Genomic DNA, 23,758 nt, shown 5'->3' with positions numbered 1-23,758 from the left:
GCTTCGCGCCGCTCAGGACGAGAGGGGCGGAGTTTCATCAGAAAAAGGAACCAGGCTTCTCATGGGCGAACTGGCCAAAGAAATCCTCCCGGTCAATATCGAAGACGAGCTGAAACAGTCCTACCTCGACTACGCGATGAGCGTGATCGTCGGGCGCGCCTTGCCGGATGCGCGCGACGGCCTGAAGCCAGTGCACCGTCGCGTTCTCTACGCGATGAGCGAGCTGGGCAACGACTGGAACAAACCCTACAAGAAGTCCGCCCGTGTCGTGGGTGACGTGATCGGTAAGTACCACCCGCACGGTGATACCGCGGTCTACGACACCATCGTCCGTATGGCCCAGCCTTTCTCGCTGCGCTACATGCTGGTGGACGGCCAGGGTAACTTCGGTTCGGTGGATGGCGACAACGCCGCGGCCATGCGATACACCGAAGTGCGCATGTCCAAGCTGGCCCACGAGTTGCTGGCCGACCTGGACAAGGAAACCGTGGACTGGGTGCCCAACTACGACGGCACCGAACAGATTCCCGCGGTCATGCCGACCAAGATCCCCAACCTGCTGGTCAACGGTTCCAGCGGTATCGCCGTGGGCATGGCGACCAACATCCCGCCGCACAACCTCAGCGAAGTCATCGACGGCTGCCTGGCGCTGATGGACAACGGCGACCTCACGGTCGACGAGCTGATGCAGTACATCCCCGGTCCGGACTTCCCGACTGCGGGCATCATCAACGGTCGCGCCGGCATCATCGAGGCGTACCGTACCGGTCGTGGCCGCATCTATATACGCGCCCGCGCCGAAATCGAAGACATGGAAAAGGGCGGTGGTCGTCAGCAGATCATCGTCACTGAGCTGCCCTACCAGCTGAACAAGGCGCGTCTGATCGAGAAGATCGCCGAGCTGGTGAAAGAGAAGAAGATCGAAGGCATCACCGAGCTGCGTGATGAGTCCGACAAGGACGGCATGCGCGTCGTGATCGAGCTGCGTCGTGGCGAAGTGGGCGAGGTGGTGCTGAACAACCTCTATTCCCAGACCCAGATGCAGAGCGTCTTCGGTATCAACGTCGTGGCCCTGGTCGATGGCCAGCCGCGCACGCTGAACCTGAAGGACATGCTCGAAGTGTTCATCCGTCACCGCCGCGAAGTGGTGACCCGCCGTACCGTCTACGAGCTGCGCAAAGCCCGTGAACGTGGCCACATCCTCGAAGGCCAGGCGGTCGCCCTGTCGAACATCGACCCGGTGATCGAGCTGATCAAAGCCTCGCCGACTCCGGCCGAGGCCAAGGAACGCCTGATCGCCACCGCCTGGGAATCCAGTGCCGTGGAAGCTATGGTCGAGCGCGCCGGCGCCGATTCCTGCCGTCCGGAAGACCTGGACCCGCAGTACGGCCTGCGCGACGGCAAGTACTACCTGTCCCCGGAACAGGCCCAGGCCATCCTGGAACTGCGCCTGCACCGCCTGACCGGCCTGGAGCACGAGAAGCTGCTGGCCGAGTACCAGGAAATCCTCACCCTGATCGGTGAGCTGATCCGCATCCTCACCAGCCCCGAGCGCCTGATGGAAGTCATCCGCGAGGAGCTGGAAAAGGTGAAGGCGGAGTTCGGCGACGCCCGCCGCACCGAGATCGTCGCGTCCCAGGTGGACCTGACCATCGCCGACCTGATCACCGAAGAAGAGCGCGTCGTCACCATCTCCCACGGCGGCTACGCCAAGTCCCAGCCGCTGGCTGCCTACCAGGCACAGCGTCGTGGCGGCAAGGGCAAGTCGGCTACTGGCGTGAAGGACGAGGATTACGTCGAACACCTGTTGGTCGCCAATAGCCACGCCACGCTCCTGCTGTTCTCCAGCAAGGGCAAGGTCTACTGGCTGCGCACCTTCGAAATCCCGGAAGCATCGCGTACCGCGCGTGGCCGTCCGCTGGTCAACCTGCTGCCGCTGGATGAGGGCGAGCGCATCACCGCCATGCTCCAGATCGACCTGGAAGCCCTGCAGCGCGAGGCGGGTGACGAAGACGACCTCGACGAGGCCGAGGGCGTTGTGCTCGAAGGCGAGGTAGTGGAGCCTGAGGTCGAAGAGATCGAAGGCGATACCCCTGAGCTGGTCGCCGAACCCACCGGTGCCTACATCTTCATGGCCACCGCCTTCGGTACCGTGAAGAAGACTCCGCTGATTCAGTTCAGCAAGCCCCGCTCCAGTGGCCTGATCGCCCTGCGCCTGGACGAAGGTGACACCCTGATCGCTGCCGCCATTACCGACGGCGCCAAGGAAGTCATGCTGTTCTCCAGCGCCGGCAAGGTGATCCGCTTCGCCGAGAGCATGGTGCGCACCATGGGCCGTACCGCACGTGGCGTGCGTGGCATGCGCCTGGGCAAGGAGCAGCAGCTGATTTCCATGCTGATCCCCGAATCCGGCGCGCAGATCCTCACCGCATCGGAGCGTGGCTTCGGCAAGCGCACTGGTCTCGGTAAGTTCCCGCGTCGTGGTCGCGGTGGCCAGGGTGTGATCGCCATGGTCATCAACGAGCGTAACGGCAAGCTGGTCGGCGCCATCCAGGTGCAGGACGGCGAGGAAATCATGCTGATTTCCGACCAGGGCACCCTGGTGCGTACTCGCGTCGACGAAGTCTCCAGCTCCGGCCGTAACACCCAGGGCGTGACCTTGATCAAACTGGCCAAGGACGAAACCCTGGTCGGTCTGGAACGCGTCCAGGAGCCGTCCGGCGGCGACGAGGACGAAGAGCTGGAAGGCGAAGTGCAGATCGACGCCGTAGCCGATGCCGAAGCGAGCGACGTTCAGCAGGACGACGCGCAACCGGCTGGCGACGAGTAATAGTTGTTAGAACCGGGCAGGCCATCGCCGGCCTGTCCATTCGGTAGGTAACAATTTGCGGGGGCACTGGTGCCCCCGCGCTACCCAGTGAGAATGGATGTGAGCAAGCGAGCCTTTAACTTCTGCGCCGGCCCGGCCGCGCTTCCGGAAGCTGTTCTGCAACGCGCCCAGGCGGAACTCCTCGACTGGCAAGGCAAAGGCCTGTCCGTCATGGAAATGAGCCACCGCAGCGACGATTACGTTGCCATTGCCGAGAAGGCCGAGCAGGACCTGCGCGACCTCCTGTCCATTCCCTCGAACTACAAGGTGCTGTTCCTCCAGGGCGGTGCCAGCCAGCAGTTCGCCGAGATTCCGCTGAACCTGCTGCCCGAGAACGGCGTTGCCGACTACGTCGACACCGGCATCTGGTCGAAGAAGAGCATCGAGGAAGCCAGCCGCTTCGGTCGCGTCAACGTTGCCGCCAGCGCCAAGGGCTATGACTACTTCGCCATCCCCGGCCAGAACGAATGGCAGCTGTCGAAAGACGCCGCCTACCTGCACTACGCCTCCAACGAAACCATCGGCGGCCTGCAGTTCGACTGGATTCCGGAAGTCGGTGACGTACCCCTCGTGGTGGACATGTCTTCGGACATCCTCTCCCGCCCCATTGATGTCTCCCGCTTCGGCATGATCTACGCCGGCGCGCAGAAGAACATCGGCCCGAGTGGCCTGGTGGTGGTCATCGTCCGCGAGGACCTGCTCGGTCGCGCCCGCGCCAACTGCCCGACCATGCTCAACTACAAGGTCGCTGCCGATAACGGCTCCATGTACAACACCCCGGCCACCTTCTCCTGGTACCTTTCGGGCCTCGTCTTCGAGTGGCTGAAAGAGCAGGGCGGTGTCGAGGCCATGGAGCAACGCAACAAGGCGAAGAAGGAACTGCTCTACGGCTACATCGACAAGAGCGCCTTCTACACCAACCCGATCGCCGTCAACGCCCGCTCGTGGATGAACGTTCCGTTCCGTCTGGCTGACGAGCGCCTGGACAAGGACTTCCTCACCGGTGCCGACGCCCGTGGCCTGCTCAACCTCAAGGGCCACCGTTCGGTAGGCGGCATGCGTGCGTCCATCTACAACGCCGTTGGCCTCGATGCCGTCGAAGCCCTGGTGGCCTACATGGCGGAGTTCGAGAAGGAGCGCGGCTGATGTCCGAGCAAGAACTCAAGGCGCTGCGCCTGCGCATCGACAGCCTCGACGAGAAGATCCTCGATCTGATCAGCGAGCGCGCTCGCTGCGCCCAGGACGTGGCGCGCGTGAAGATGGCTGCCCTGCCGGAAGGCGAGAAGCCGGTCTTCTACCGTCCCGAGCGCGAGGCCTGGGTCCTCAAGCACATCATGGACCGCAACCAGGGCCCGCTGGACAACGAAGAGATGGCGCGGTTGTTCCGCGAAATCATGTCCTCCTGCCTGGCCCTCGAGCAGCCGCTCAAGGTTGCCTACCTCGGTCCGGAGGGCACCTTCACCCAGGCTGCGGCGCTCAAGCACTTCGGCCACGCGGTGATCAGCTCGCCGATGGCCGCCATCGACGAAGTGTTCCGCGAAGTCGCCGCCGGTGCGGTCAACTTCGGCGTGGTGCCGGTGGAGAACTCCACCGAAGGCGCGGTGAACCACACCCTGGACAGCTTCCTCGAGCACGACATGGTGATCTGCGGTGAGGTCGAGCTGCGCATCCACCACCACCTGCTGGTGGGCGAGAACACCAAGACCGACAACATCACCCGCATCTATTCCCATGCCCAGTCCCTGGCCCAGTGCCGCAAGTGGCTGGACGCCCACTACCCGAATGTCGAGCGCGTGGCGGTGTCCAGCAACGCCGACGCCGCCAAGCGGGTGAAGAGCGAATGGAACTCCGCGGCCATCGCCGGTGACATGGCGGCCAGCCTCTACGGCCTGACCAAGCTCTGCGAGAAGATCGAGGACCGTCCGGACAACTCCACTCGCTTCCTCATCATCGGCAGCCAGGAAGTGCCGCCCACCGGCGACGACAAGACTTCGATCATCGTCTCCATGCGCAACAAGCCGGGCGCCCTGCATGAACTCCTGGTTCCGTTCCACAACAACGGTATCGACCTGACCCGCATCGAGACCCGCCCGTCCCGCAGCGGCAAGTGGACCTACGTGTTCTTCATCGACTTCGTAGGCCACCACCGCGACCCGCTGATCAAGGACGTGCTGGAGAAGATCAACCAGGAAGCCGTTGCCCTGAAGGTGCTGGGTTCCTACCCCAAAGCGGTGCTTTGAATTCGCGACGGGCCGTCGCGCTCCAGCCTGGGTTGGGGCGCGCCACGGCGGCCCCTAGCCCGTAGTTGAGGCTGAATCCATGAGCTGTGACTTCCTCGCCCTTGCCCAACCGGGCGTGCAGAAACTTTCGCCCTACGTACCCGGCAAGCCGGTGGATGAACTGGCCCGCGAGCTGGATCTCGACCCGGCCGGCATCGTCAAGCTGGCCAGTAACGAGAACCCCCTCGGCCCGAGCCCCAAGGCCCTCGAAGCGATCCGCAACGAGCTTGCCGAACTGACCCGCTACCCGGATGGCAATGGCTTCGAGCTCAAACGCCGCCTGGCCGAGCGCTGTGGCGTGACCCCGGCGCAGGTCACCCTGGGCAACGGTTCCAACGACATTCTCGACCTGGTCGCCCGTGCCTACCTGGCGCCGGGCCTGAATGCCGTGTTCAGCGAGCACGCCTTCGCCGTGTACCCCATTGCGACCCAGGCCGTGGGCGCTGCCGGCAAGGTGGTTCCGGCCAAAGACTTCGGCCATGACCTGCCGGCCATGCTGGCGGCCATCGACGCGAACACCCGCGTCGTGTTCATCGCCAACCCGAACAACCCCACCGGCACCTGGTTCGGTCCGGCCGCGCTGGAAGACTTCCTCGCCAAGGTCCCGGAAAACGTCCTGGTGGTGCTGGACGAGGCCTACATCGAGTACGCCGAAGGCGAAGAACTGCCCGACGGCCTTAACTATCTGGCCCGTTATCCGAACCTGCTCGTGTCGCGCACCTTCTCCAAGGCCTACGGCCTGGCTTCGCTGCGCGTGGGCTACGGCCTGTCCAGCGCCCAGGTGGCCGACGTGCTGAACCGCGTACGCCAGCCGTTCAACGTCAACAGTCTGGCCCTGGCCGCGGCCTGCGCCGCCCTTGACGACGCCGAGTACCTGGCCGAAAGCCGCCGCGTCAACGATGCCGGCATGATCCAGCTGGAAGAGGGCTTCCGCGCCCTGGGCCTGAGCTGGATTCCCTCCAAGGGCAACTTCATCGCCGTCGACTTCGGCCGTGACGCCGCCCCGATCAACCAGGGCCTGTTGCGTGAAGGCGTGATCCTGCGCCCGGTGGCCGGTTACGGCATGCCCACATTCCTGCGCGTTTCCATCGGCCTGCCGGCCGAGAACACCCGCTGCCTGGACGCACTGGCCAAGGTGCTTGGCCGTGGCTGATGTCATGACCCTGCAACAGGGCGCCCCTATCTTCGGGCGCCTGGTGGTGATCGGCCTCGGCCTGATTGGCGGCTCCTTCTCCAAGGGGCTGCGCGAGAAAGGCCTGTTCGCCGAAGTGGTAGGGGTGGACAAGGATCACGAGTCCTGCCGCATCGCCGTCGAAACCGGCGTGGTCGACCGCTGCGAGAGTGACCTCGCTGCGGCCTGCCGCGGTGCCGATGTGATCCAGCTGGCCGTACCCATCCTCGCCATGGAAAAGCTCCTCGCCGAACTGGCTCGACTGGACCTGGGCAATGCCATCCTCACCGATGTCGGCAGCGCCAAGGGCAATGTGGTGCGCGCGGCGCGCAAGGTCTTCGACGGCATGCCGGCGCGCTTCGTGCCGGGTCATCCCATCGCCGGCTCGGAGAAGAGCGGGGTGGAAGCTGCCAATGCCAGCCTGTTCCGCCGCCACAAGGTCATCCTCACCCCGGTGGAAAACACCGATCCGTCGGCCCTGCAGCGCATCGATCAGCTCTGGCGCGCTTTGGGAGCGGACGTTGAACACATGGAGGTCGAGCATCACGATGAGGTGCTCGCCGCGACCAGTCACCTGCCGCACCTGCTGGCATTCGGGCTGGTCGACTCGCTGGCCAAGCGCAGCGAGAATCTGGAAATCTTCCGTTATGCCGCTGGTGGATTCCGCGACTTCACGCGGATCGCCGGTAGCGACCCGGTGATGTGGCACGACATCTTCCTCGCCAACCGCGAGGCCGTACTGCGCATCCTGGACGCATTTCGCGATGATCTCGACGCCTTGCGCGGCGCGGTCGACGCAGGGGACGGGCATGAACTGCTGGGCGTGTTCACGCGCGCCCGCTTCGCCCGCGAGCATTTCAGCAAAATCCTGGCCCGCAGGGCCTATGTGGACGCCATGCACAATAACGATCTGATTTACCTGGCGCAGCCGGGTGGCAAACTCGCCGGCCGTGTTCGCGTACCGGGCGACAAGTCCATTTCCCACCGTTCCATCATGCTCGGCTCCCTGGCCGAAGGCACCACCGAGGTCGAAGGCTTCCTCGAGGGCGAAGACGCCCTGGCGACCCTGCAGGCCTTCCGCGACATGGGCGTGGTCATCGAGGGGCCGCACCACGGCCGCGTGACCATCCACGGCGTTGGCCTGCACGGCCTGAAGCCGCCGCCCGGCCCGCTGTACCTCGGCAACTCCGGTACCTCCATGCGCCTGCTCAGCGGCCTGCTGGCGGCCCAGCCGTTCGACACCACGCTGACCGGCGACACCTCGCTGTCCAAGCGCCCGATGAATCGCGTGGCCAAGCCGCTGCGTGAAATGGGCGCGGTGATCGAGACCGGTGAAGAAGGTCGTCCGCCGCTGACCATCCGTGGCGGCCAGCGCCTCTCCGGCATGAACTACGAAATGCCCATGGCCAGCGCCCAGGTGAAATCCTGCCTGCTGCTCGCCGGCCTCTATGCCGCCGGTGAAACCGCCGTGACCGAGCCGGCACCGACCCGCGACCACACCGAGCGCATGCTGCAAGGCTTTGGCTACCCGGTGAAGGTGGACGGCAATACCGCCACCGTCGAAAGCGGCCACAAACTCAGTGCTTCGCGCATCGAAGTGCCTGCCGACATCTCCTCCGCCGCCTTCTTCCTGGTGGCTGCGAGCATCGCCGAAGGGTCCGAATTGGTGCTGGAACACGTCGGCATCAACCCGACCCGTACTGGCGTCATCGACATCCTCAAGCTGATGGGCGGCGACATCACCCTGGAGAACCAGCGTGAAGTGGGCGGTGAGCCGGTTGCCGACCTCCGCGTGCGTGCGGCCAAGCTGAAGGGCATCGACATCCCCGAAGACCTGGTACCGCTGGCCATCGACGAGTTCCCGGTCCTCTTCGTCGCTGCCGCCTGTGCCGAAGGTCGCACCGTGCTGCGTGGCGCGGAAGAACTGCGCGTGAAGGAATCCGACCGCATCCAGGTCATGGCCGACGGTCTGCTGGCCCTGGGTGTGAAGGCCGAGCCGACTCCGGACGGCATCATCATCGAAGGCGGTCCCATCGGCGGCGGCGAAGTCTGGAGCCACGGCGACCACCGTATCGCCATGTCCTTCAGCGTGGCTTCGCTGCGTGCCAGTGCGCCGATCCGCATCCATGACTGCGCCAACGTCGCCACTTCGTTCCCGAACTTCCTCGGCCTCGCGGCCCAGTCCGGCATTCGCGTAGCGGAAGAGGGCAAGGCATGAGCGCCAACGTGCCCGTGATCGCCATCGACGGACCCAGCGGCTCCGGCAAGGGCACCGTCGCCGGCCTGCTGGCCAAGCGCCTGGGTTGGCGCCTGCTCGACTCCGGCGCGCTGTACCGCCTGCTGGCCTTCGCCGCGCGCAATCACGGCGTCGACCTGACCAACGAGGAATCCCTCAAGGTCCTGGCCGCTCACCTGGACGTGCAGTTCAACGCCAAGACCGGCGGTGGCCAGAGCATCGTGCTGGAAGGTGAAGATGTCACCGACGTGATCCGCTCCGAGCAGGTCGGCGCCGGTGCCTCCCAGGTCGCCGCTCTGCCTGCCGTGCGCGAAGCCCTGCTGCAACGCCAGCGCGCCTTCCTCGAGGCCCCTGGCCTGGTGGCCGACGGCCGCGACATGGGCACCGTGGTGTTCCCGCAGGCGCAGCTGAAGATCTTCCTCACCGCCAGCGCCGAAGAGCGCGCCCGTCGTCGCTACCTGCAGCTCAAGGGCAAGGGCATGGAGGCCGATCAGGTCGCCCTGCTGACGGAAATCCAGGAGCGCGACGAGCGTGACAGCCAGCGCTCGGTTGCTCCGCTGAAGCCGGCCGAAGATGCGATCATCCTCGACTCCACCAGCCTCAGCATCGACGAAGTCCAGAGCAAGATTCTCGAAGCCTTCGCCGCCCTCGGCCTGGACGACTGAGTCCCGGCCGCAACAGAAAAGCCGCAGTCAATGACTGCGGCTTTTTTGTTGGCGCGGAAAGAAGCGACCTCAGGTGTGGCGAATGTCCCGGTCCTTGGTCTCGGGCAAGAACAGCGTGCCGAGAATGGCTGTCATCACCGCGATGACGATGGGGTACCAGAGCCCGTAGTAGATATCACCCGTGGCCGCCACCATGGCGAACGACACCGTGGGCAGGAAGCCGCCGAACCAGCCGTTGCCGATGTGGTAGGGCAGCGACATCGAGGTGTAGCGGATGCGCGCCGGGAACAGCTCGACCAGCCAGGCCGCGATCGGGCCGTACACCATGGTCACGTAGATCACCAGGATGGTCAGGAGCAGCAGCACCATCAGGTAGTTGGTTTTCGCCGGGTCGGCCTTTTCCGGATAGCCCGCGTCCTTCAGCGCAGCGCCCAGGGTGGCGGTGAACGCGTCGTTCTGGGCCTTGAAGTCAGCAGCCGGCATGCCGGTGCCTTCGAAGCTCGGCAGCACCTTGTCACCAATGCGGACCTGGGCAAGCGCGCCCGGCTCGGCTTTCTCGTTCTTGTAGGGAATGGCCTTCTTCGCCAGCAGGCTCTTGGCTATGTCGCAGGAGCTGGTGAATTTGGCCTTGCCCACCGGGTCGAACTGGAACGAGCACTGGTCGGGATCGGCGACCACGGTGACCGGGTTCTTCTCCTGCGCAGCGAACACGTCAGGGTTACCGTACTGGGTAAGCGCGTGGAAGATCGGGAAATAGGTCAGCGCCGCGATGATGCAGCCGGCCATGATGATCTTCTTGCGGCCGATGCGATCCGACAGGCTGCCGAACACGATGAAGAACGGCGTACCGATCAGCAGCGAGCCGGCGATCAGCAGGTTCGCTGTCTGCGGATCGATCTTGAGCATCTGCAGCAGGAAGAACAGCGCATAGAACTGCCCCGTGTACCAGACCACGGCCTGGCCGGCGGTGCCGCCAAGCAGCGACATGATCACCACCTTCAGGTTGTCCCAGCGGGCGAAGGACTCGGTCAGCGGCGCTTTGCACGCCTTGCCTTCGGCCTTCATCTTCACGAACACCGGCGACTCGCTGAGCTGCATGCGGATGTACACCGAGATGATCAGCAGCAGGATCGACAGCAGGAACGGAATCCGCCAGCCCCAGGCCTCGAAGGCTTCGGTGCCGAGGAACTTGCGGCAGGCGAGGATCACCAGCAGCGACAGGAACAGGCCGAGGGTTGCGGTGGTCTGGATCCAGGACGTGAAGAAACCACGCTTGCCCTGTGGCGCGTGCTCCGCCACATAGGTCGCCGCGCCGCCATATTCGCCACCCAGCGCCAGGCCTTGCAGCAGACGCAGGGTGATCAGGATGATCGGCGCCGCCACACCGATGGTGGCATAGCCGGGCAGGATGCCCACCACTGCGGTGGAGATACCCATGATCACGATGGTGATGAGGAAGGTGTACTTGCGCCCGATCATGTCGCCCAGCCGGCCGAATACGATGGCGCCGAAGGGACGCACCGCGAAGCCCGCAGCGAAGGCGAGCAGGGCGAAGATGAAGGCCGTGGTTTCGTTGACGCCCGCGAAGAAGTGCTTTGCGATGATCGCGGCGAGCGAACCGTAGAGGTAGAAGTCGTACCACTCGAATACGGTACCCAGGGACGAGGCGAAGATGACCTTGCGCTCCTCCTTGGTTATCCCGCGGTGGGGCGTATTGCCCGTGGATGTTTCGTCTATTGTCGCCATGAGTCTTCTCCGTCTTGTTCTTTTTGTTGGCCGGAGTATCCAGAACCGCTGCCGCACTCAGGCCGTAGGGCTGATGCCATCGGATTACGGATTACGCAAAGCGTGAAAACAGACAGACAACCTCGCAGAACATGCAAGGTTCTTGAGAAGAATAATCACCCTCTCGCAGATATCCACTCGCCGCCCCTATTGAGTTCGGGTACGAGAACCGGCGCATTGCCACCAGCCCTGCACACTTCCAGCCGACATCCCGAACGGTGCTGGCGCAGGGCTCAATGCAGATGACCGCAAAGCGCCGCGTGGTGTTCCCAGTTTTTTTGCGGAGCACGATGCGCCCCACTGGTCCAATCCTGTGGGGGCGAATTCATTCGCTAGAGGCAACGCAGTTGCCCCACGGAAAAGTCGAGCCTGCGAATTCCCGAACCGCATGGGTTTCGTGGCCTCAACCCATCCTACGAAAGGCGCCTCCAGCCGGGTTCGATGCATATTTGAAAATCCATATATTTGAAATTCCATATATGCGATCCTTCGGGCACGCAATCTGGTGAGCGCCGTGACCGACCATCTGACCCCGACCGCCGTTTTCAAATGCCTGGCCGACGAAACCCGTGTTCGCCTGATGCTGCTTATCACCCGCGAGGAGGAGTTGTGCGTCTGCGAGCTCACCTGCGCCCTGGATGAGAGCCAGCCGAAGATTTCCCGGCACCTGGCGCAACTGCGCACCTGCGGCTTGTTGGCGGATCGCCGCCAGGGGCAATGGGTGTACTACCGCCTGCATCCCAACCTCCCCGATTGGGTACATGCGGTGCTGAGAACGGCGCTGGAGGCCAACACGCATTGGCTGAGTCCCGATTCGAAGCGGCTGGATGGCATGGGCGGCCGTCCCGAGCGCGCCGCCGCCTGCTGCTGAGCGCACGCCAGAGTCCCCGTTCCATTTCATCCTGACAGTCTTACGAGAACACCAGCATGAGCATCAAAGTCGGTATCAACGGTTTCGGTCGTATCGGTCGCCTGGCGCTGCGCGCTGCATGGGACTGGCCCGAGCTGGAGTTCGTCCATATCAACGACCCGGCCGGCGACGCCGCCACCCAAGCCCACCTGCTGAACTTCGATTCGGTGCACGGGCGCTGGCAGCACGAAGCAGGCAGTGATGGCGATTGCGTGGTGATCGGCGGCAAGCGCATCCAGGTCACCGCCAACAAGGCCATCGCCGACACCGACTGGAGCGGCTGCGACCTGGTGATCGAGGCCAGCGGCAAGATGAAAACGGTCGCTGTGCTCCAGACATACCTGGACCAGGGCGTGAATCGCGTGGTCGTCTGCGCGCCGGTCAAGGAAAAGGGCGCGCTGAACGTCGTCATGGGCGTCAATCAGCACCTGTTCGACCCGGCGCAGCACCGCATCGTTACCGCCGCGTCCTGCACCACCAACTGCCTCGCCCCGGTGGTCAAGGTGATCCACGAAAACCTCGGCATTCGCCACGGTTCGATCACCACCATCCACGACCTGACCAATACGCAGAGCATCCTCGATACACCTCATAAGGACCTTCGCCGCGCTCGCGCCTCGGGCATGAGCCTGATTCCCACCACTACAGGTTCGGCGACCGCCATTGCCGAGATATTCCCCGAGCTGCGCGGCAAGCTGAATGGCCACGCGGTGCGCGTACCGCTGGCCAATGCTTCGCTGACCGACTGCGTGTTCGAGGTGGAGCGCGCGACCACGGTGGAAGAGGTCAATGCCCTGCTCAAGGCGGCAGCCGACGGCCCGCTGAAGAACATCCTGGGCTATGAAGAACGGCCGCTGGTGTCCATCGACTACCGCACCGACCCGCGCTCCTCGATCATCGATGCGCTGTCGACCCTGGTGGTCAACGGCACCCAGGTGAAGCTCTACGCCTGGTACGACAACGAGTGGGGCTATGCCAATCGTGCGGTGGAGCTGGCCCGTCTGGTCGGCACGGCGGAGTAACCAGGGATCATGCAGGCGTTGTCAGCCCTGCCCACGGAAGTGCGCCAGTACCTGTTGGTCACCGGCAATTACTGGGCCTTCACCCTCACTGACGGCGCGCTGCGCATGTCGGTGGTGCTGCACTTCCACACCCTGGGCTATACGCCGCTGCAGATCGCCGCTCTGTTCTTGTTCTACGAAATCTTCGGCGTCATCACCAACCTGGTGGGCGGCTACCTCGGCGCCCGACTGGGGCTGAACCGAACCATGAACATCGGCCTCGGCCTGCAAGTGCTGGCCTTGCTGATGCTGACGGTGCCGGCCGCCTGGCTGGCCGTGCCTTGGGTGATGGGCGCCCAGGCCTTGTCCGGTATCGCCAAGGACCTGAACAAGATGAGCGCCAAGAGCTCGATCAAGCTCCTGGTACCGGACAGCCAGCAGGGCACGCTGTACCGCTGGGTGGCCGTCCTCACCGGCTCGAAGAATGCGCTCAAGGGCGTCGGCTTCTTCCTCGGCGGCGCGTTGCTCGCCTTGCTTGGTTTCACCGGGGCCGTGCTGGTGATGGCGGCGGTGCTGGCGCTGATCTGGCTGGTTAGCCTGATGCTGCTGAAGAAGGATCTGGGCAAAGCCAAGGCTAAACCGAAGTTCCGCGACATCCTCTCCAAGAGCCGGGCGATCAACATCCTCTCGGCGGCGCGGCTGTTTCTCTTTGGCGCTCGCGACGTCTGGTTCGTGGTGGCGCTGCCGGTGTACCTGAGCACCGTATTCGGTTGGGATTTCTGGCTGGTCGGCGGCTTCCTTGCTGCCTGGATCGTCGGTTACGGCATCGTGCAGTCCTTCGCCCCGCACATCACCGGCAAGCAGAGCGGGCATGTGCCGGATGGCCGCGTCGCCTTCACCTGGGCCCTGGCCTTGGCCGGGCTTCCCGCGCTGATCGCCCTGGGGCTCACCTCGGGCGTGCCGGCACAGGCGGTATTGCTCGGCGGATTGATGCTGTTCGGCGTGCTGTTCGCGGTGAATTCGTCGCTGCACAGCTACCTGATCGTCAGCTATGCCAAGGAAGATGGGGTTTCCCTGGACGTAGGCTTCTACTACATGTCCAACGCCCTGGGCCGGCTGCTTGGCACGTTGCTCTCTGGCTGGGTGTTCCAGCAATACGGACTTGAGGCCTGCCTCTGGGTTTCCAGTGGATTCGTGCTGCTGGCGGCGCTGATTTCCATCGCGCTGCCACGGCACCAGACGGCAGCCGCATGAGGCTGCCGTCTAGCACGCTCAAAATCAGAACGGGCCCGTATGGACCCGTTCGTGTGTGTCGCGATTAAACCGACGCAGCCACTTTCGCATTCAGCGTCATTCCCGGTTCCGCATCGATCGCCTCCATGTCGAGGTGCGCCGTCTCCTTCAGCAGGAATGAACACACCGCCACCAGCGTCAGTGCAGCCGCGCCATAGGCGGCCACGCCGAACGGGCTGCCCGTCGTAATCAGGATCGCCGTCGCCAGGCTGGACGCTGTGCCGCCGCCGAAGGCCGCGCCGATCTGGTAGGCGGCGGACATGCCGGAGTAGCGCATGGAGCGGGGGAACTGTTCGGCGAGGAAGGCCGGGATCGGACCCTGGGTGGCGCCCATCAGCGCGCCCACGACCACATAGGCGGCGCAGGCCACCGCCAGGCTGTGACGGCCTACCAGGGCGAAGAAGACGAAGAAGGCGGCGGCCATCAGCACCGACCCCAGGATCATCACCTTGCGCCGGCCCATGCGGTCGGAGAGGGCAGCGAACAGCGGGGCGCTGATGACGATGGCGATGGACAGGGACACGTCGAAGAGCAGGGCTTCAGTACTGCCGTAGCCCACCTCGGTGGCGTAGGCGAGGAAGAAGGTGCTGCCGATGTAGGCGATGGTCACGTAGCCGAAGGCGATGCCGATGCACAGCAGCATCTCGCGGGGGCGCGAACGCAGGGCGGCCACCAGGGGCAGGCGGGCGTTCTCGCTGCGTTGCAGGGGCTTGCTGGCAGGGTTGGACAGGCGCGCATACAGGCCGATCAGAACCAGCACGCCGCCGAGCCAGAAGGGGATGCGCCAGGCGAAGTCGGCGAGGTTGTCGTCGTAGACGGCGCTGACGATGGCGAACACCGCCGAGCCGAGGATGCCGCCAATACCGATGCCCATGCTGGTGAAACTGCCCCACAGGCCACGTTTGCCCGGCGGTGCGGATTCGATGCCGAACAGCGCCGCGCCACCCCATTCCCCGCCCGCAGCAAAGCCCTGCACCAGGCGCAACAGCACCAGCAGGATGGGCGCGGCGGCGCCGATATTCTCGTGACTGGGCAGGCAGCCAATGGCCAGGGTCGAGAAGCCCATCAGCAGCAGGGTGATCACCAGCGCCTTCTGCCGCCCAGCTTTGTCGCCCAGGTGGCCGAAGACCATGCCGCCCAGGGGGCGGGCGAAGAAGCCGGCACCGAAAGCGCCGAACGCCACCAGGGTGGCGGTGAGGCGGTCGAGATCAGGGAAGAACACCTGGGGGAAGACCAGGGCGGCGGCGACGCCGTAGATGACGAAGTCGTAGAACTCCAGGGCGGTGCCCATACCGGATACGAAGAAGGTCCGAAGCGCCGATTGCGATCCCGTTGCCGGGGAGGGTTGTTTGGCCATGTGCCTTTGCTCGTCTTGTCGTTGTTGGAGGGAGCTGGCGGCGGCCGGTGGCGCCGGCCGCCGATCAGGGTCAGAAGCGCACGCTGCCCGAACGGGCGAGCGCTACCGGGTTGCCGGCGGCGTACTCCAGTTCGCACTGTTCGGTGTCGATGCCGATGGTGAGCAGGGTTTCCCAGCGTTCTTTCGGCGGCAGGCTGAGGTCCGGGTGGAAGCAGATCGGCGCCTGCTCGCCGGGCTCTCCGCACATGGCGCTGGCGCGGGAAGCCAGGGTCGCGCCGGTCATCTGGGGCCTTTGGGCATTCACGTGGTCCAGGCGGGCATAAGTGGTGGAGACGTCGAGGGTCCGCTCGCCGGGGACCAGTTCGGGCGCGAGGAAGTGGTTGGTGTGGGTGACCCAGCCATCCTCGTTGGGGAGCACCACGGCGGTCGCTTCGCGGGACATTTCGATGCTGGCGGCGCGGGGTGCGGTGTCCGTGCGGGAGAACACCGTCAGCACGGTGGACGCACTGACCCGTGCGGAACGGGCGAGGGCAATCGCCTCGTCGACGCTGCGGGCTTCTTCCAGCACGCGACGGGCGATGGCGTGCACCGGTACGCCGGCACTGTCGTTGTCGCTGCCGTGGTGGAGGATGTTGAAGTGCATGCCCAGGCCGGCGCTGTTGACGCCGATCTTGCCGAGCATGCCGAACTCGGTGAACAGCTTGACCGAGAGGCCGGCGTTGCTGGTCAACTGCAGCATCAGGCCATCAGGGACCAGCGAGTCGTGCCAGTCCCAGGTCTGGATGGTGCGCGGGGCCTTGGCGCCGCGCGGGGCGTATACGGCGGTGGAGCATTCGCCTTCGGGCGGCGTCGGCATCACCGCGAGGATTTCCGTGCGGGCGTTCAGGGCCGCCAGTTGCCAGAGCGGCAGCCCGGCGCCTTCGGCGGTGGCGACTATTTCCTGGGCCAGGTTCGGGCTCCAGGCTTCCAGGGCGGCGAGGCTGGCTTCACCGAGGCTGCGTACCCGAGCCGGGTCGACATCCACCTGGGAGAAGAAATCGAGGTAGAGCGATACCGTGTGCCGGATCTGCTCCGCCCACCGTTCACCGATCTGCCGGCCACGGATCTGCGGGTTCTGGGTGTCGGTGACGAAGGTATGGACTTTCACTGCGTATTACCTGTTCAGCGTTGAATTGCGGGCGTGATGCAGCCCGGAACCTCTGGTCGAGGTCCCGGGACTGGAGAAACGGAAGTCAGCGATTGCGGGTGTAAACGTCGCGGCCGGCGAACCAGGTCTTCAGCACTTGGGTGTCGCGCAGGGCTTCGGGCTCGACCTGGAACACGTCACGGTCCAGCAGGATCAGGTCGGCCTGCTTGCCGGGCGCCAGCGAGCCGATGCGGTCGTCGAGGCGAATGGCCCGCGCGGCGTTCAGCGTGTAGGCCTGGAACATCGTCTCGCGGTCGATTTCCTCGGCGGCGTTGAGCACGCCTTTCGGGCCCTGGCGGCTGACGGCCTGATAGATGGCCTTCCACGGCTCGGGCGTGGTGATCGGCCAGTCGCTGGCACCGGCGATGGTGGCGCCGTTCTTCAGCAGCGAGCGCGCCGGGTACTGGTACTGGAAGGCCATGGCGCTGACATAGGGCTGCACCAGGTCGACGCTGAGCTCGTCGGCGGTTGCCCAGTAGAGCTGCATGGAGGCGATCACATCCAGCGGCTTGAAGCGGGCGAATTCCTTCGGGTTGACCATCTGCAGGTGGGTGATGGAGTGGGGAATGCCACTGCTGCGAGCCTTGCGGGCCTGCTCGATGCCATTGAGGGACTCGCGCACCGCGCGGTCGCCAATGGCATGCACGTGCACCAGCCAGCCACGGGCGTCTGCCGCGTCCACCAGCTCACCGAAATGTGCCGGGTCGATCAGCAGCTCGCCGCTCTTGCTGGAGTTCTTGTAGGGCTCCAGCATCGCCGCGCTTTGCGCCGGGTGCTCCGCCACGCCGTCGGCGAACACCTTGATGCCCGGCAGGCTGAGGTTCGGGACCCCGGCGAACTGCTGGCGCACCTTGTCCAGTTCATCCAGGTCCTTGGCGGTGGCCTTGGAGTCCGCCATCAACAGAGCGGCGACATGGGCGCTGAGCTCGCCAGATTCGGCCATGGCCTTGTAGATGGGCAGCACGCCCACCGAGCTGTTGTCGATCGGGCCACCGGGAATCTCGTTGGCCAGCGGGTCCATCCAGGCGGTGATCCCCAGGCTGTTGTAGTAGTGCAGCGCGTCGCGGGCGCCGCCTAGCAGATCGTCCCGGGAAGGCAGCGGGATCAGTTCCTGGGCGGCGTAGAGGCCTGCGTCGACGAGAAAACCATTGGGCTGGCCGTCTGCGCGGTGGCCGATGGTGGCGAGCTCTTCACCCTTGAGGCCTTTCACCTTGGCGGCATCGATGCCGGCGCGCTTGAGCATGGCCTGGTTGGCCCAGCCGGTGTGGTAGTCCCAACCGGCGAAGAGGATCGGCGTGTTCGCCCACTCGCCGTTGTCGAACCGCTGCGCGAAGGCGTCGAGCTGATCCCAGTAGCTGGTGGGCACGCCGCCAACCACCAGGAATTCGCCGCGCTTCGCCTTGCCGTCTTCCCGCCACTGGCGCAGGCGCTGTTCCAGTTCAGCCAGGGGAATTTCCTCGCCATTGAGGTTGGCCTGACGCAGTTGCAGCCCGCCCTTGATCACGTGGGCGTGGGAGTCGATGAAGCCCGGCATCAGCACCTTGCCGCCGAGGTCCAGCACTTGTGTATCGGCCTGTCTGAGCGGCAGCACCTCGGCATCGGAGCCCACGGCGACGATCTTGCCGTTCTCGATGGCGACGGCCTGTTGCAACGCCTGGCCAGGCTCGGCGGTGTAGACCTTGCCGTTGTGCAGGATGAGATCGGCGGCTGCCATAGTTTCCATGGAAGAAAAGGCGAGGGCGATGGACATCGCCAAGGGTGCAATCGGCTTCATTGAGGGGTGGCCTTGATTCTTGTTGGTCTGTGGGCAAAGACTAACCAGTCGGCCAGCCCGGAATAACGCCAGGCTCGGCATAACTTCTTTTCTGAAGTGGAAATAAAATGGATCGATTGACCGCGCTGGGGATGTTCGTGGCCGCTGCCGAGCATGGCAATTTCAGCCGTGCGGCGGAGCACCTGGGCACCACGCCATCCTCGCTGACCAAGGCCATTGCGCAGCTGGAAGAAGGGCTGGGCGCCAAGCTGTTCGAGCGCACCACTCGTCGGATGTCCCTGACCGAAGCCGGGCACATCTACCTGGAAGGTGCCCGCCAGGCGCTGATGCAACTGCAATTGGCCGGCGAAGGTGTCGAGCAGTTGCAGCACGAGCTGCGCGGCAGCCTGCGCATCACCGCGCCGCCGTCATTCGCCCCGGCCTTCCTCAACTCTGTCTGCTGCCGATTCCTTCGCGAACATCCCCACGTTCACCTTGACGTGGACCTGTCCGACGAGTACGTCGACCTGGTGGACGGCGGCTACGACCTGGCCCTGCGCGACGGGCCCACCGACCTGCCCGGCGTGATCGCTCAGCCGCTGGTGGAAAACCGCATCACCCTTTGCGCCAGCCCCGCCTACCTGTCCCGCAGGGGAGGCGACGTGAACCTCGACAACTACTTCCAGCACGACTGGCTGATCCTTCGTCACCCGCTGCTCAATCGGCATTTCTGGTGGGTGACCAGGGGGGAGCAACGCATCCGCCTCAACCAGCCGACGCCAAGAGTGTCGAGCGACAACTACGACTTCCTGCTGGCCTGCCTGCTGGACGGCCAGGGCCTGCAGTTCATTCCGCAATGGAGCGCTGAACCCTATCTCGCCCGGGGCGAACTGGTGGAGGTGATGCCCGAGTACTGGCGCGAGCCCAGCGGCTTTGGCCCGCAGGTTTACGTGCTCTACCTGACCCACAGGCGCAACACGCGCAAGGTGAAGGTGTTCATCGAGTACCTGAAGGCGCATTGGCAGACTGCAACGCGGTGAGGTAACCGCCTCAGGTCTCGGCCTGCTGGCGGAACCAGTCCAGCACGGCGGCGCACGCCTTGTGCGTCGAGGCCGAAGGCTGCAGGCGCAGCACGTAGGCTCCGCCGGTCCTCAGCGGTTCGCCGAAGGGAATCACCAGTGCCCCGCGTTCGAGGGATTCCCTGGCCAGGGTCAGGTCGGTCATGGCAATGCCCAGGCCACGGGCCGCGGCATCGATGGCCAGTTCGTCGAGGTTGAAGGAAATGTGCCGGTAGTCCTCCAGTCGCCCTCCGCCATGCTGTTCCAGCCAGTACTCCCAGGCTTCCTTGCGTTCGGAGCGGTGCAGGAGCGCGAAAGCCCCCAGGTCGCCCGTAGCGCGAAGCGGTAGTTCACTTTCCAGCAGGCCGGGTGCGCAGACGGGTATCAGTCGCTCGTCGAACAGCGTCAGGCAGACAGGGTCTGTCGAGGGCTGATCGTGATAGGCGATATAGGCATCGCAGTCGCTGGTCGCCTCCACCTCTTCGGTAGCGACGGTTTCGATGGCGATCGAAACCCCCGGGTGAAGCCGATAGAAATCACTCAGTCGTGGCAGCAACCAACGCACCGCCAGGGACACGTGAAGCCGGATGCGGAACGGTCGGTCGCGGGGCGACAGGCGATCTTCCAGGGCGCGCAATTGCGCCAGGGTGGCCTGGGCGAATTGCAGCACCTGCTCACCTTCGGCGGTGAGCCGGACATTGCGGCTATTGCGCTCGAACAGCGCCATGCCGAAATGGCTTTCCAACTGTTGAATCTGTCGGCTCACCGCGCTCTGGGTCAGGCAGAGCACGTCCGCCGCCTGGGTGAAGCTGGATGAACCCGCCACCATCGTGAAGGACTGCAGGGCCTGGAAAGACGGCGGATGTCGGAATTTATCCATGCGTTTTGAGAATTGATCGATGAATTAATAGCGTTGGTTATACCACGGCCTGCTCAGTAAATTCTGGCCATAGCGCGGTGCGGCGCAAGTCGAATGATGCGGTTTGGTCATTTATCGCTGCACAGCGGTTATCCGCAGTGTCTGGGCGTCTGGTCGTGGAAGAGGTGCGTCATGAACAACGAATGTGGCTGGCTGAGCCTGGCGGGAATGTCTCCGCCACGTGGGCCGTTGAAGGGGCTGGAGAAGGCCGACTGGCTGGTGATCGGTGCCGGCATTACCGGCTTGTGCGCTGCGCATTCCCTGGCTGAACTCCACCCCGATGCGCGGATCGTGATCGTCGACCGCCAGCGGTCCGCCCAGGGCGCATCGGCGCGCAACTCCGGGTTCGTGGTTGCCCATGAGCAGCCGGGATTGTCCGAGCTGATCGGAGAGAAGGGCTTTGCCGGTTACCTCGACGACAGCCTGATCGCCCGCGAGGCCAACGGCGAAGTGCGCCAGCGCATCGCCCGTCACGGGATCGAGTGCGAGTTCAGCGACTCGGGCTATTACTTCGCGGTGAGCGACCCGCGCAAGCTGGAGCGCATCGATGAACGCCTGGAAACCCTGAAAGCCGTTGGCGCGTCGGTGCAGCGTCTGGAAGGCGAGGACCTGGCACGCAAGCTTGGCACCCGCCATTACCAGGCCGGAATCTGGTGTGGAAACGGCAATGCCCTGATGCAGCCGGCCAAGTACGTGAAGGGCCTGCTGGATGCACTGCCTGCCAACGTCACGCTCTATGAAGAGGCGGCTGTCACGGGACTGGAGCGTCTGGCCAACGGCAATCTGCGCGCCGTGGGCCCCGAGGGCGCGGTGGAAGCGCCACGGGTCCTGGCGTGCCTGAACGCCTTCACCTCGCGTATCGGCATCCGCGACAGCGGCACCTTCGCCATGGAACTCAGCGCCAGCCTGACCCGACCGCTGACAGACGCGGAGTACGAGGCGCTGGGCCCTGTGGAGCCCTGGGGCGTGCTGTCTACCCGCCCCCTGGGCGCCACTGTGCGCTTGACGGCGGACCGCCGCATCCTGATGCGCAACACCGCCGAATATCGCCGTCACGACCTCAGTGACCGGCAGCTCATGACGCGCCGTCAGCGGCACCTCGAAGGTCTCCAGCGGCGCTTCCCCTGGCTGCTCGAATCGGACATCCAGTACAGCTGGACCGGGCACCTGAGCGCTTCGCGCAGTGGCCAGCCCTATTTCGCGCAGGTCGAGAAAGGACTCTACGCGGCGGCCGGCTGCAACGGTTCCGGGGTGACGCGCGGCACCCTGTGGGGCCGGCTGCTCGCCGAAATGGCGTCCGGCGGCGACTCCCATCTCTTGCGCACGGTGATGCGGCGAGCCCAGCCCGGCTGGATTCCTCCCAGTCCCTTCTTCGATATCGGCGCATCGCTGCGGATGGGATTCGAAGCCTGCAGAGCGGGCACGGAAGCCTGATTTCCGAAATTTCCCCGTGACAACAACAAGGTGAACACACCATGAATATCGCCCGACTCTGCCTGCCACTGCTGTTGGCAGGCTGCTCCGCACTGGTACAGGCCGCCGGCGAAGTGCGGGTCTCCAACTGGAGCCAGTACATCGCCGACGACACCCTGAAGAACTTCACCGGGGAAACCGGCGTCCAGGTGGTCTACGACATCCACGACAGCAACGAGGTGCTCGAGTCCAAGCTGATGACTGGGAGCACCGGCTACGATGTCGTCAGCCCGTCCAACCACTTCATCTCCAAGCTGATCAAGGCCGGCGCCATCCAGGAGCTCGACCGCAGCCAGTTGCCCAACTGGAAGAACCTCGACCCCGTGCTGATGAAGGTGCTGGAGGTCAACGACCCCGGCAACCGCTACGGCTTCCCCTACATGTGGGGCACCGTGGGCATCGGCTACAACGTCAAGAAGATCGAGAAAATCTTCGGCAGCACCGAGATCACCCGCTCCTGGGCAATGCTGCTCAAGGAAGAGAACATCAAGAAGCTGAGCCAGTGCGGTGTCGCCATGATCGACAACCCCACGCAGATCCTGCCGATCACCCTCAACTACCTGGGGCTGCCCCATCACAGCCATGACCCTGCGGACTACCGCAAGGCCCAACAGTCGTTGATGGCCATCCGGCCCTACATCCAGTACTTCCACCCCTCGAAGTACGTCACCGATCTCGCCAACGGCGATATCTGCGCAGTGATCGGATTCAACGGCGACATCCTGCAAGCCGGCGCACGCGCCCAGGAGGCCAACAATGGCGTGACCATCGCCTATTCGATTCCAGACGAAGGCTCGACGCTCTGGTTCGACATGGTAGTGATGCCACGCAACGCACCCGACTCGCGGGAGGCCTATGCGTACATGAACTACCTGCTGCGTCCCGAGGTGATCGCCAACATCAGCAACGCCATCAACTACGCCAACCCCAACCTGCCAGCCAACGCGCTGGTGGTGCCGGCACTGCGCGACAATCCCGCCATCTATCCGCAGCGTTCGATAATGGACAAGCTGTTCACCGTCGAAGAATTGCCGTTCAAGGTCACCCGACTCACCACGCGCCTCTGGACCAAGGTCAAGTCGGGAACCTGAGGGTAGACTGGGTCCAGCCTCGCGGGTCGGCAGTGCGTGGTGAGTGCAGCGTGCAGCCTGCATAATCCGCGCATTGCCTGAGCTGGTTGCGGCATGCGGCCAGCGCCATCCCGAACGAGGTTTTCCCATGAATGAGCACATCGCCCCGGTGGCGCTGGACCGCGCCTACCGCGTGCTGAACCACGGCCCGACCGTGCTGGTTTCCGCCAGCCACGACGGCGTCGACAATGTCATGGCCGCCGCCTGGTCCTGCGCCCTGGACTTCTCGCCGCCCAAGGTGACCCTGGTGCTGGACAAGGCGACCCGTACTCGCGCACTGGTGGAGGAGAGCGGCTTCTTCGCCCTGCAGGTGCCCAACCTCGGCCAGCTGGAAATGACCTACAAGGTGGGCACGCGCAGCCTCAATGAGGTGCAGGACAAGCTCGCGCAGTGCGACGTGGAGCTGTTCCGCATGGACGGTTTCGATGTACCGCTGGTGGCCGGCAGCTCCGCCTGGCTGATCTGCAAACTGATTCCCGAACCCCACATCCAGCAAACCTACGACCTGTTCATTGGAGAAGTGGTAGGTGCCTGGGCGGATACCCGCGTCTTCCGCGACGGACATTGGCAGTTCGAACAGGCCGAAGATCGCTGGCGCAGCCTGCACTACATCGCCGGCGGCCACTTCTACGCCATTGGCGAGGCGGCGGTGGTGAAGGACGTCTGATCTGCT

Annotated in this window: 18 protein-coding genes; 13 read left to right on the top strand and 5 right to left on the bottom strand. The window is 64.4% G+C overall.

Annotated elements, in window-relative coordinates:
• Positions 1-61: 61 nt before the first annotated feature.
• From gyrA to cmk, 6 genes are all read left to right on the top strand, one after another.
• On the top strand, positions 62-2,830 hold the full coding sequence (gyrA, locus tag E8E95_RS18660; protein WP_280352648.1) for a DNA gyrase subunit A: 2,769 nt from the start codon (positions 62-64) through the stop codon (positions 2,828-2,830).
• Between the two features lie 99 nt (positions 2,831-2,929).
• Entirely contained in the window at positions 2,930-4,015 is a 1,086-nt protein-coding gene (gene serC / locus E8E95_RS18655; RefSeq protein ID WP_280352646.1) for a 3-phosphoserine/phosphohydroxythreonine transaminase, read from the top strand.
• The gene (pheA, locus tag E8E95_RS18650) at positions 4,012-5,109 is read left to right on the top strand and encodes a prephenate dehydratase (protein ID WP_174235598.1); all 1,098 of its coding nucleotides are present in this window, start codon (positions 4,012-4,014) and stop codon (positions 5,107-5,109) included. The genes serC and pheA overlap by 4 nt, the downstream gene beginning before the upstream one ends.
• A 79-nt stretch (positions 5,110-5,188) precedes the next feature.
• The gene (gene hisC / locus E8E95_RS18645) at positions 5,189-6,301 is read left to right on the top strand and encodes a histidinol-phosphate transaminase (RefSeq protein WP_280352644.1); all 1,113 of its coding nucleotides are present in this window, start codon (positions 5,189-5,191) and stop codon (positions 6,299-6,301) included.
• Positions 6,294-8,537, top strand: coding sequence for a bifunctional prephenate dehydrogenase/3-phosphoshikimate 1-carboxyvinyltransferase (locus E8E95_RS18640; protein ID WP_280352642.1), 2,244 nt, complete (start codon positions 6,294-6,296; stop codon positions 8,535-8,537). The genes hisC and E8E95_RS18640 overlap by 8 nt, the downstream gene beginning before the upstream one ends.
• The gene (gene cmk / locus E8E95_RS18635) at positions 8,534-9,220 is read left to right on the top strand and encodes a (d)CMP kinase (protein ID WP_077522065.1); all 687 of its coding nucleotides are present in this window, start codon (positions 8,534-8,536) and stop codon (positions 9,218-9,220) included. The genes E8E95_RS18640 and cmk overlap by 4 nt, the downstream gene beginning before the upstream one ends.
• 69 nt (positions 9,221-9,289) lie before the next feature.
• Here the strand turns inward: cmk and E8E95_RS18630 are convergent, their stop codons facing one another.
• Complete coding sequence (locus E8E95_RS18630; protein ID WP_280352640.1) at positions 9,290-10,966, bottom strand: MFS transporter; 1,677 nt, start codon at positions 10,964-10,966, stop codon at positions 9,290-9,292.
• 553 nt (positions 10,967-11,519) lie between these two features.
• Between E8E95_RS18630 and E8E95_RS18625 the strand changes: the two genes are divergently transcribed.
• From E8E95_RS18625 to arsJ, 3 genes are read left to right on the top strand one after another with little or no spacing between them, the layout of a single operon-like run.
• Complete coding sequence (locus E8E95_RS18625) at positions 11,520-11,876, top strand: metalloregulator ArsR/SmtB family transcription factor (protein WP_280352638.1); 357 nt, start codon at positions 11,520-11,522, stop codon at positions 11,874-11,876.
• Between the two features lie 56 nt (positions 11,877-11,932).
• On the top strand, positions 11,933-12,937 hold the full coding sequence (locus E8E95_RS18620) for an ArsJ-associated glyceraldehyde-3-phosphate dehydrogenase (protein ID WP_280352636.1): 1,005 nt from the start codon (positions 11,933-11,935) through the stop codon (positions 12,935-12,937).
• 9 nt (positions 12,938-12,946) lie between these two features.
• Positions 12,947-14,170, top strand: coding sequence for an organoarsenical effux MFS transporter ArsJ (arsJ, locus tag E8E95_RS18615; RefSeq protein ID WP_280352634.1), 1,224 nt, complete (start codon positions 12,947-12,949; stop codon positions 14,168-14,170).
• Positions 14,171-14,234: 64 nt separating this feature from the next.
• On the opposite strand, the gene E8E95_RS18610 is transcribed toward arsJ, so the two are convergent.
• From E8E95_RS18610 to E8E95_RS18600, 3 genes are all read right to left on the bottom strand, one after another.
• Complete coding sequence (locus E8E95_RS18610) at positions 14,235-15,566, bottom strand: MFS transporter (protein WP_280352632.1); 1,332 nt, start codon at positions 15,564-15,566, stop codon at positions 14,235-14,237.
• Positions 15,567-15,636: 70 nt separating this feature from the next.
• Positions 15,637-16,713 (bottom strand): C45 family autoproteolytic acyltransferase/hydolase, encoded by a 1,077-nt coding sequence (locus tag E8E95_RS18605; protein WP_280352630.1) that lies wholly within the window; start codon positions 16,711-16,713, stop codon positions 15,637-15,639.
• 85 nt (positions 16,714-16,798) lie between these two features.
• A complete protein-coding gene (locus E8E95_RS18600; RefSeq protein ID WP_280352628.1) occupies positions 16,799-18,526 on the bottom strand; it encodes an amidohydrolase in 1,728 nt (575 codons plus the stop codon).
• Positions 18,527-18,633: 107 nt separating this feature from the next.
• Here E8E95_RS18600 and E8E95_RS18595 point away from each other — a divergent pair, with 107 nt between their 5' ends.
• Positions 18,634-19,545, top strand: coding sequence for a LysR family transcriptional regulator (locus E8E95_RS18595; protein ID WP_280352626.1), 912 nt, complete (start codon positions 18,634-18,636; stop codon positions 19,543-19,545).
• 10 nt (positions 19,546-19,555) lie between these two features.
• Here E8E95_RS18595 and E8E95_RS18590 read toward each other — a convergent pair whose 3' ends face one another.
• Positions 19,556-20,443 carry a LysR substrate-binding domain-containing protein gene (locus E8E95_RS18590; RefSeq protein WP_280352623.1) on the bottom strand — a complete coding sequence of 296 codons (888 nt, stop codon included), beginning with the start codon at positions 20,441-20,443 and terminating at the stop codon, positions 19,556-19,558.
• 171 nt (positions 20,444-20,614) lie between these two features.
• Here E8E95_RS18590 and E8E95_RS18585 point away from each other — a divergent pair, with 171 nt between their 5' ends.
• The 3 genes from E8E95_RS18585 to E8E95_RS18575 all read left to right on the top strand — a co-directional run bounded on the left by E8E95_RS18585 (position 20,615) and on the right by E8E95_RS18575 (position 23,752).
• Entirely contained in the window at positions 20,615-21,916 is a 1,302-nt protein-coding gene (locus E8E95_RS18585; protein WP_280352621.1) for an FAD-dependent oxidoreductase, read from the top strand.
• A 41-nt stretch (positions 21,917-21,957) separates the two neighbouring features.
• Entirely contained in the window at positions 21,958-23,046 is a 1,089-nt protein-coding gene (locus E8E95_RS18580) for a polyamine ABC transporter substrate-binding protein (protein WP_280352619.1), read from the top strand.
• A gap of 127 nt (positions 23,047-23,173) precedes the next feature.
• Positions 23,174-23,752 carry a flavin reductase family protein gene (locus E8E95_RS18575; RefSeq protein WP_280352617.1) on the top strand — a complete coding sequence of 193 codons (579 nt, stop codon included), beginning with the start codon at positions 23,174-23,176 and terminating at the stop codon, positions 23,750-23,752.
• The last annotated feature ends 6 nt before the right edge of the window (positions 23,753-23,758 follow it).

Source organism: Pseudomonas sp. BN414, from assembly GCF_029871275.1.
In the GTDB taxonomy this organism is placed as follows: Bacteria; Pseudomonadota; Gammaproteobacteria; order Pseudomonadales; family Pseudomonadaceae; genus Metapseudomonas; species Metapseudomonas resinovorans_C.
The sequence above is the reverse complement of the archived record's forward strand: the minus strand, read 5'-3'. Positions and strand labels throughout refer to the sequence as shown.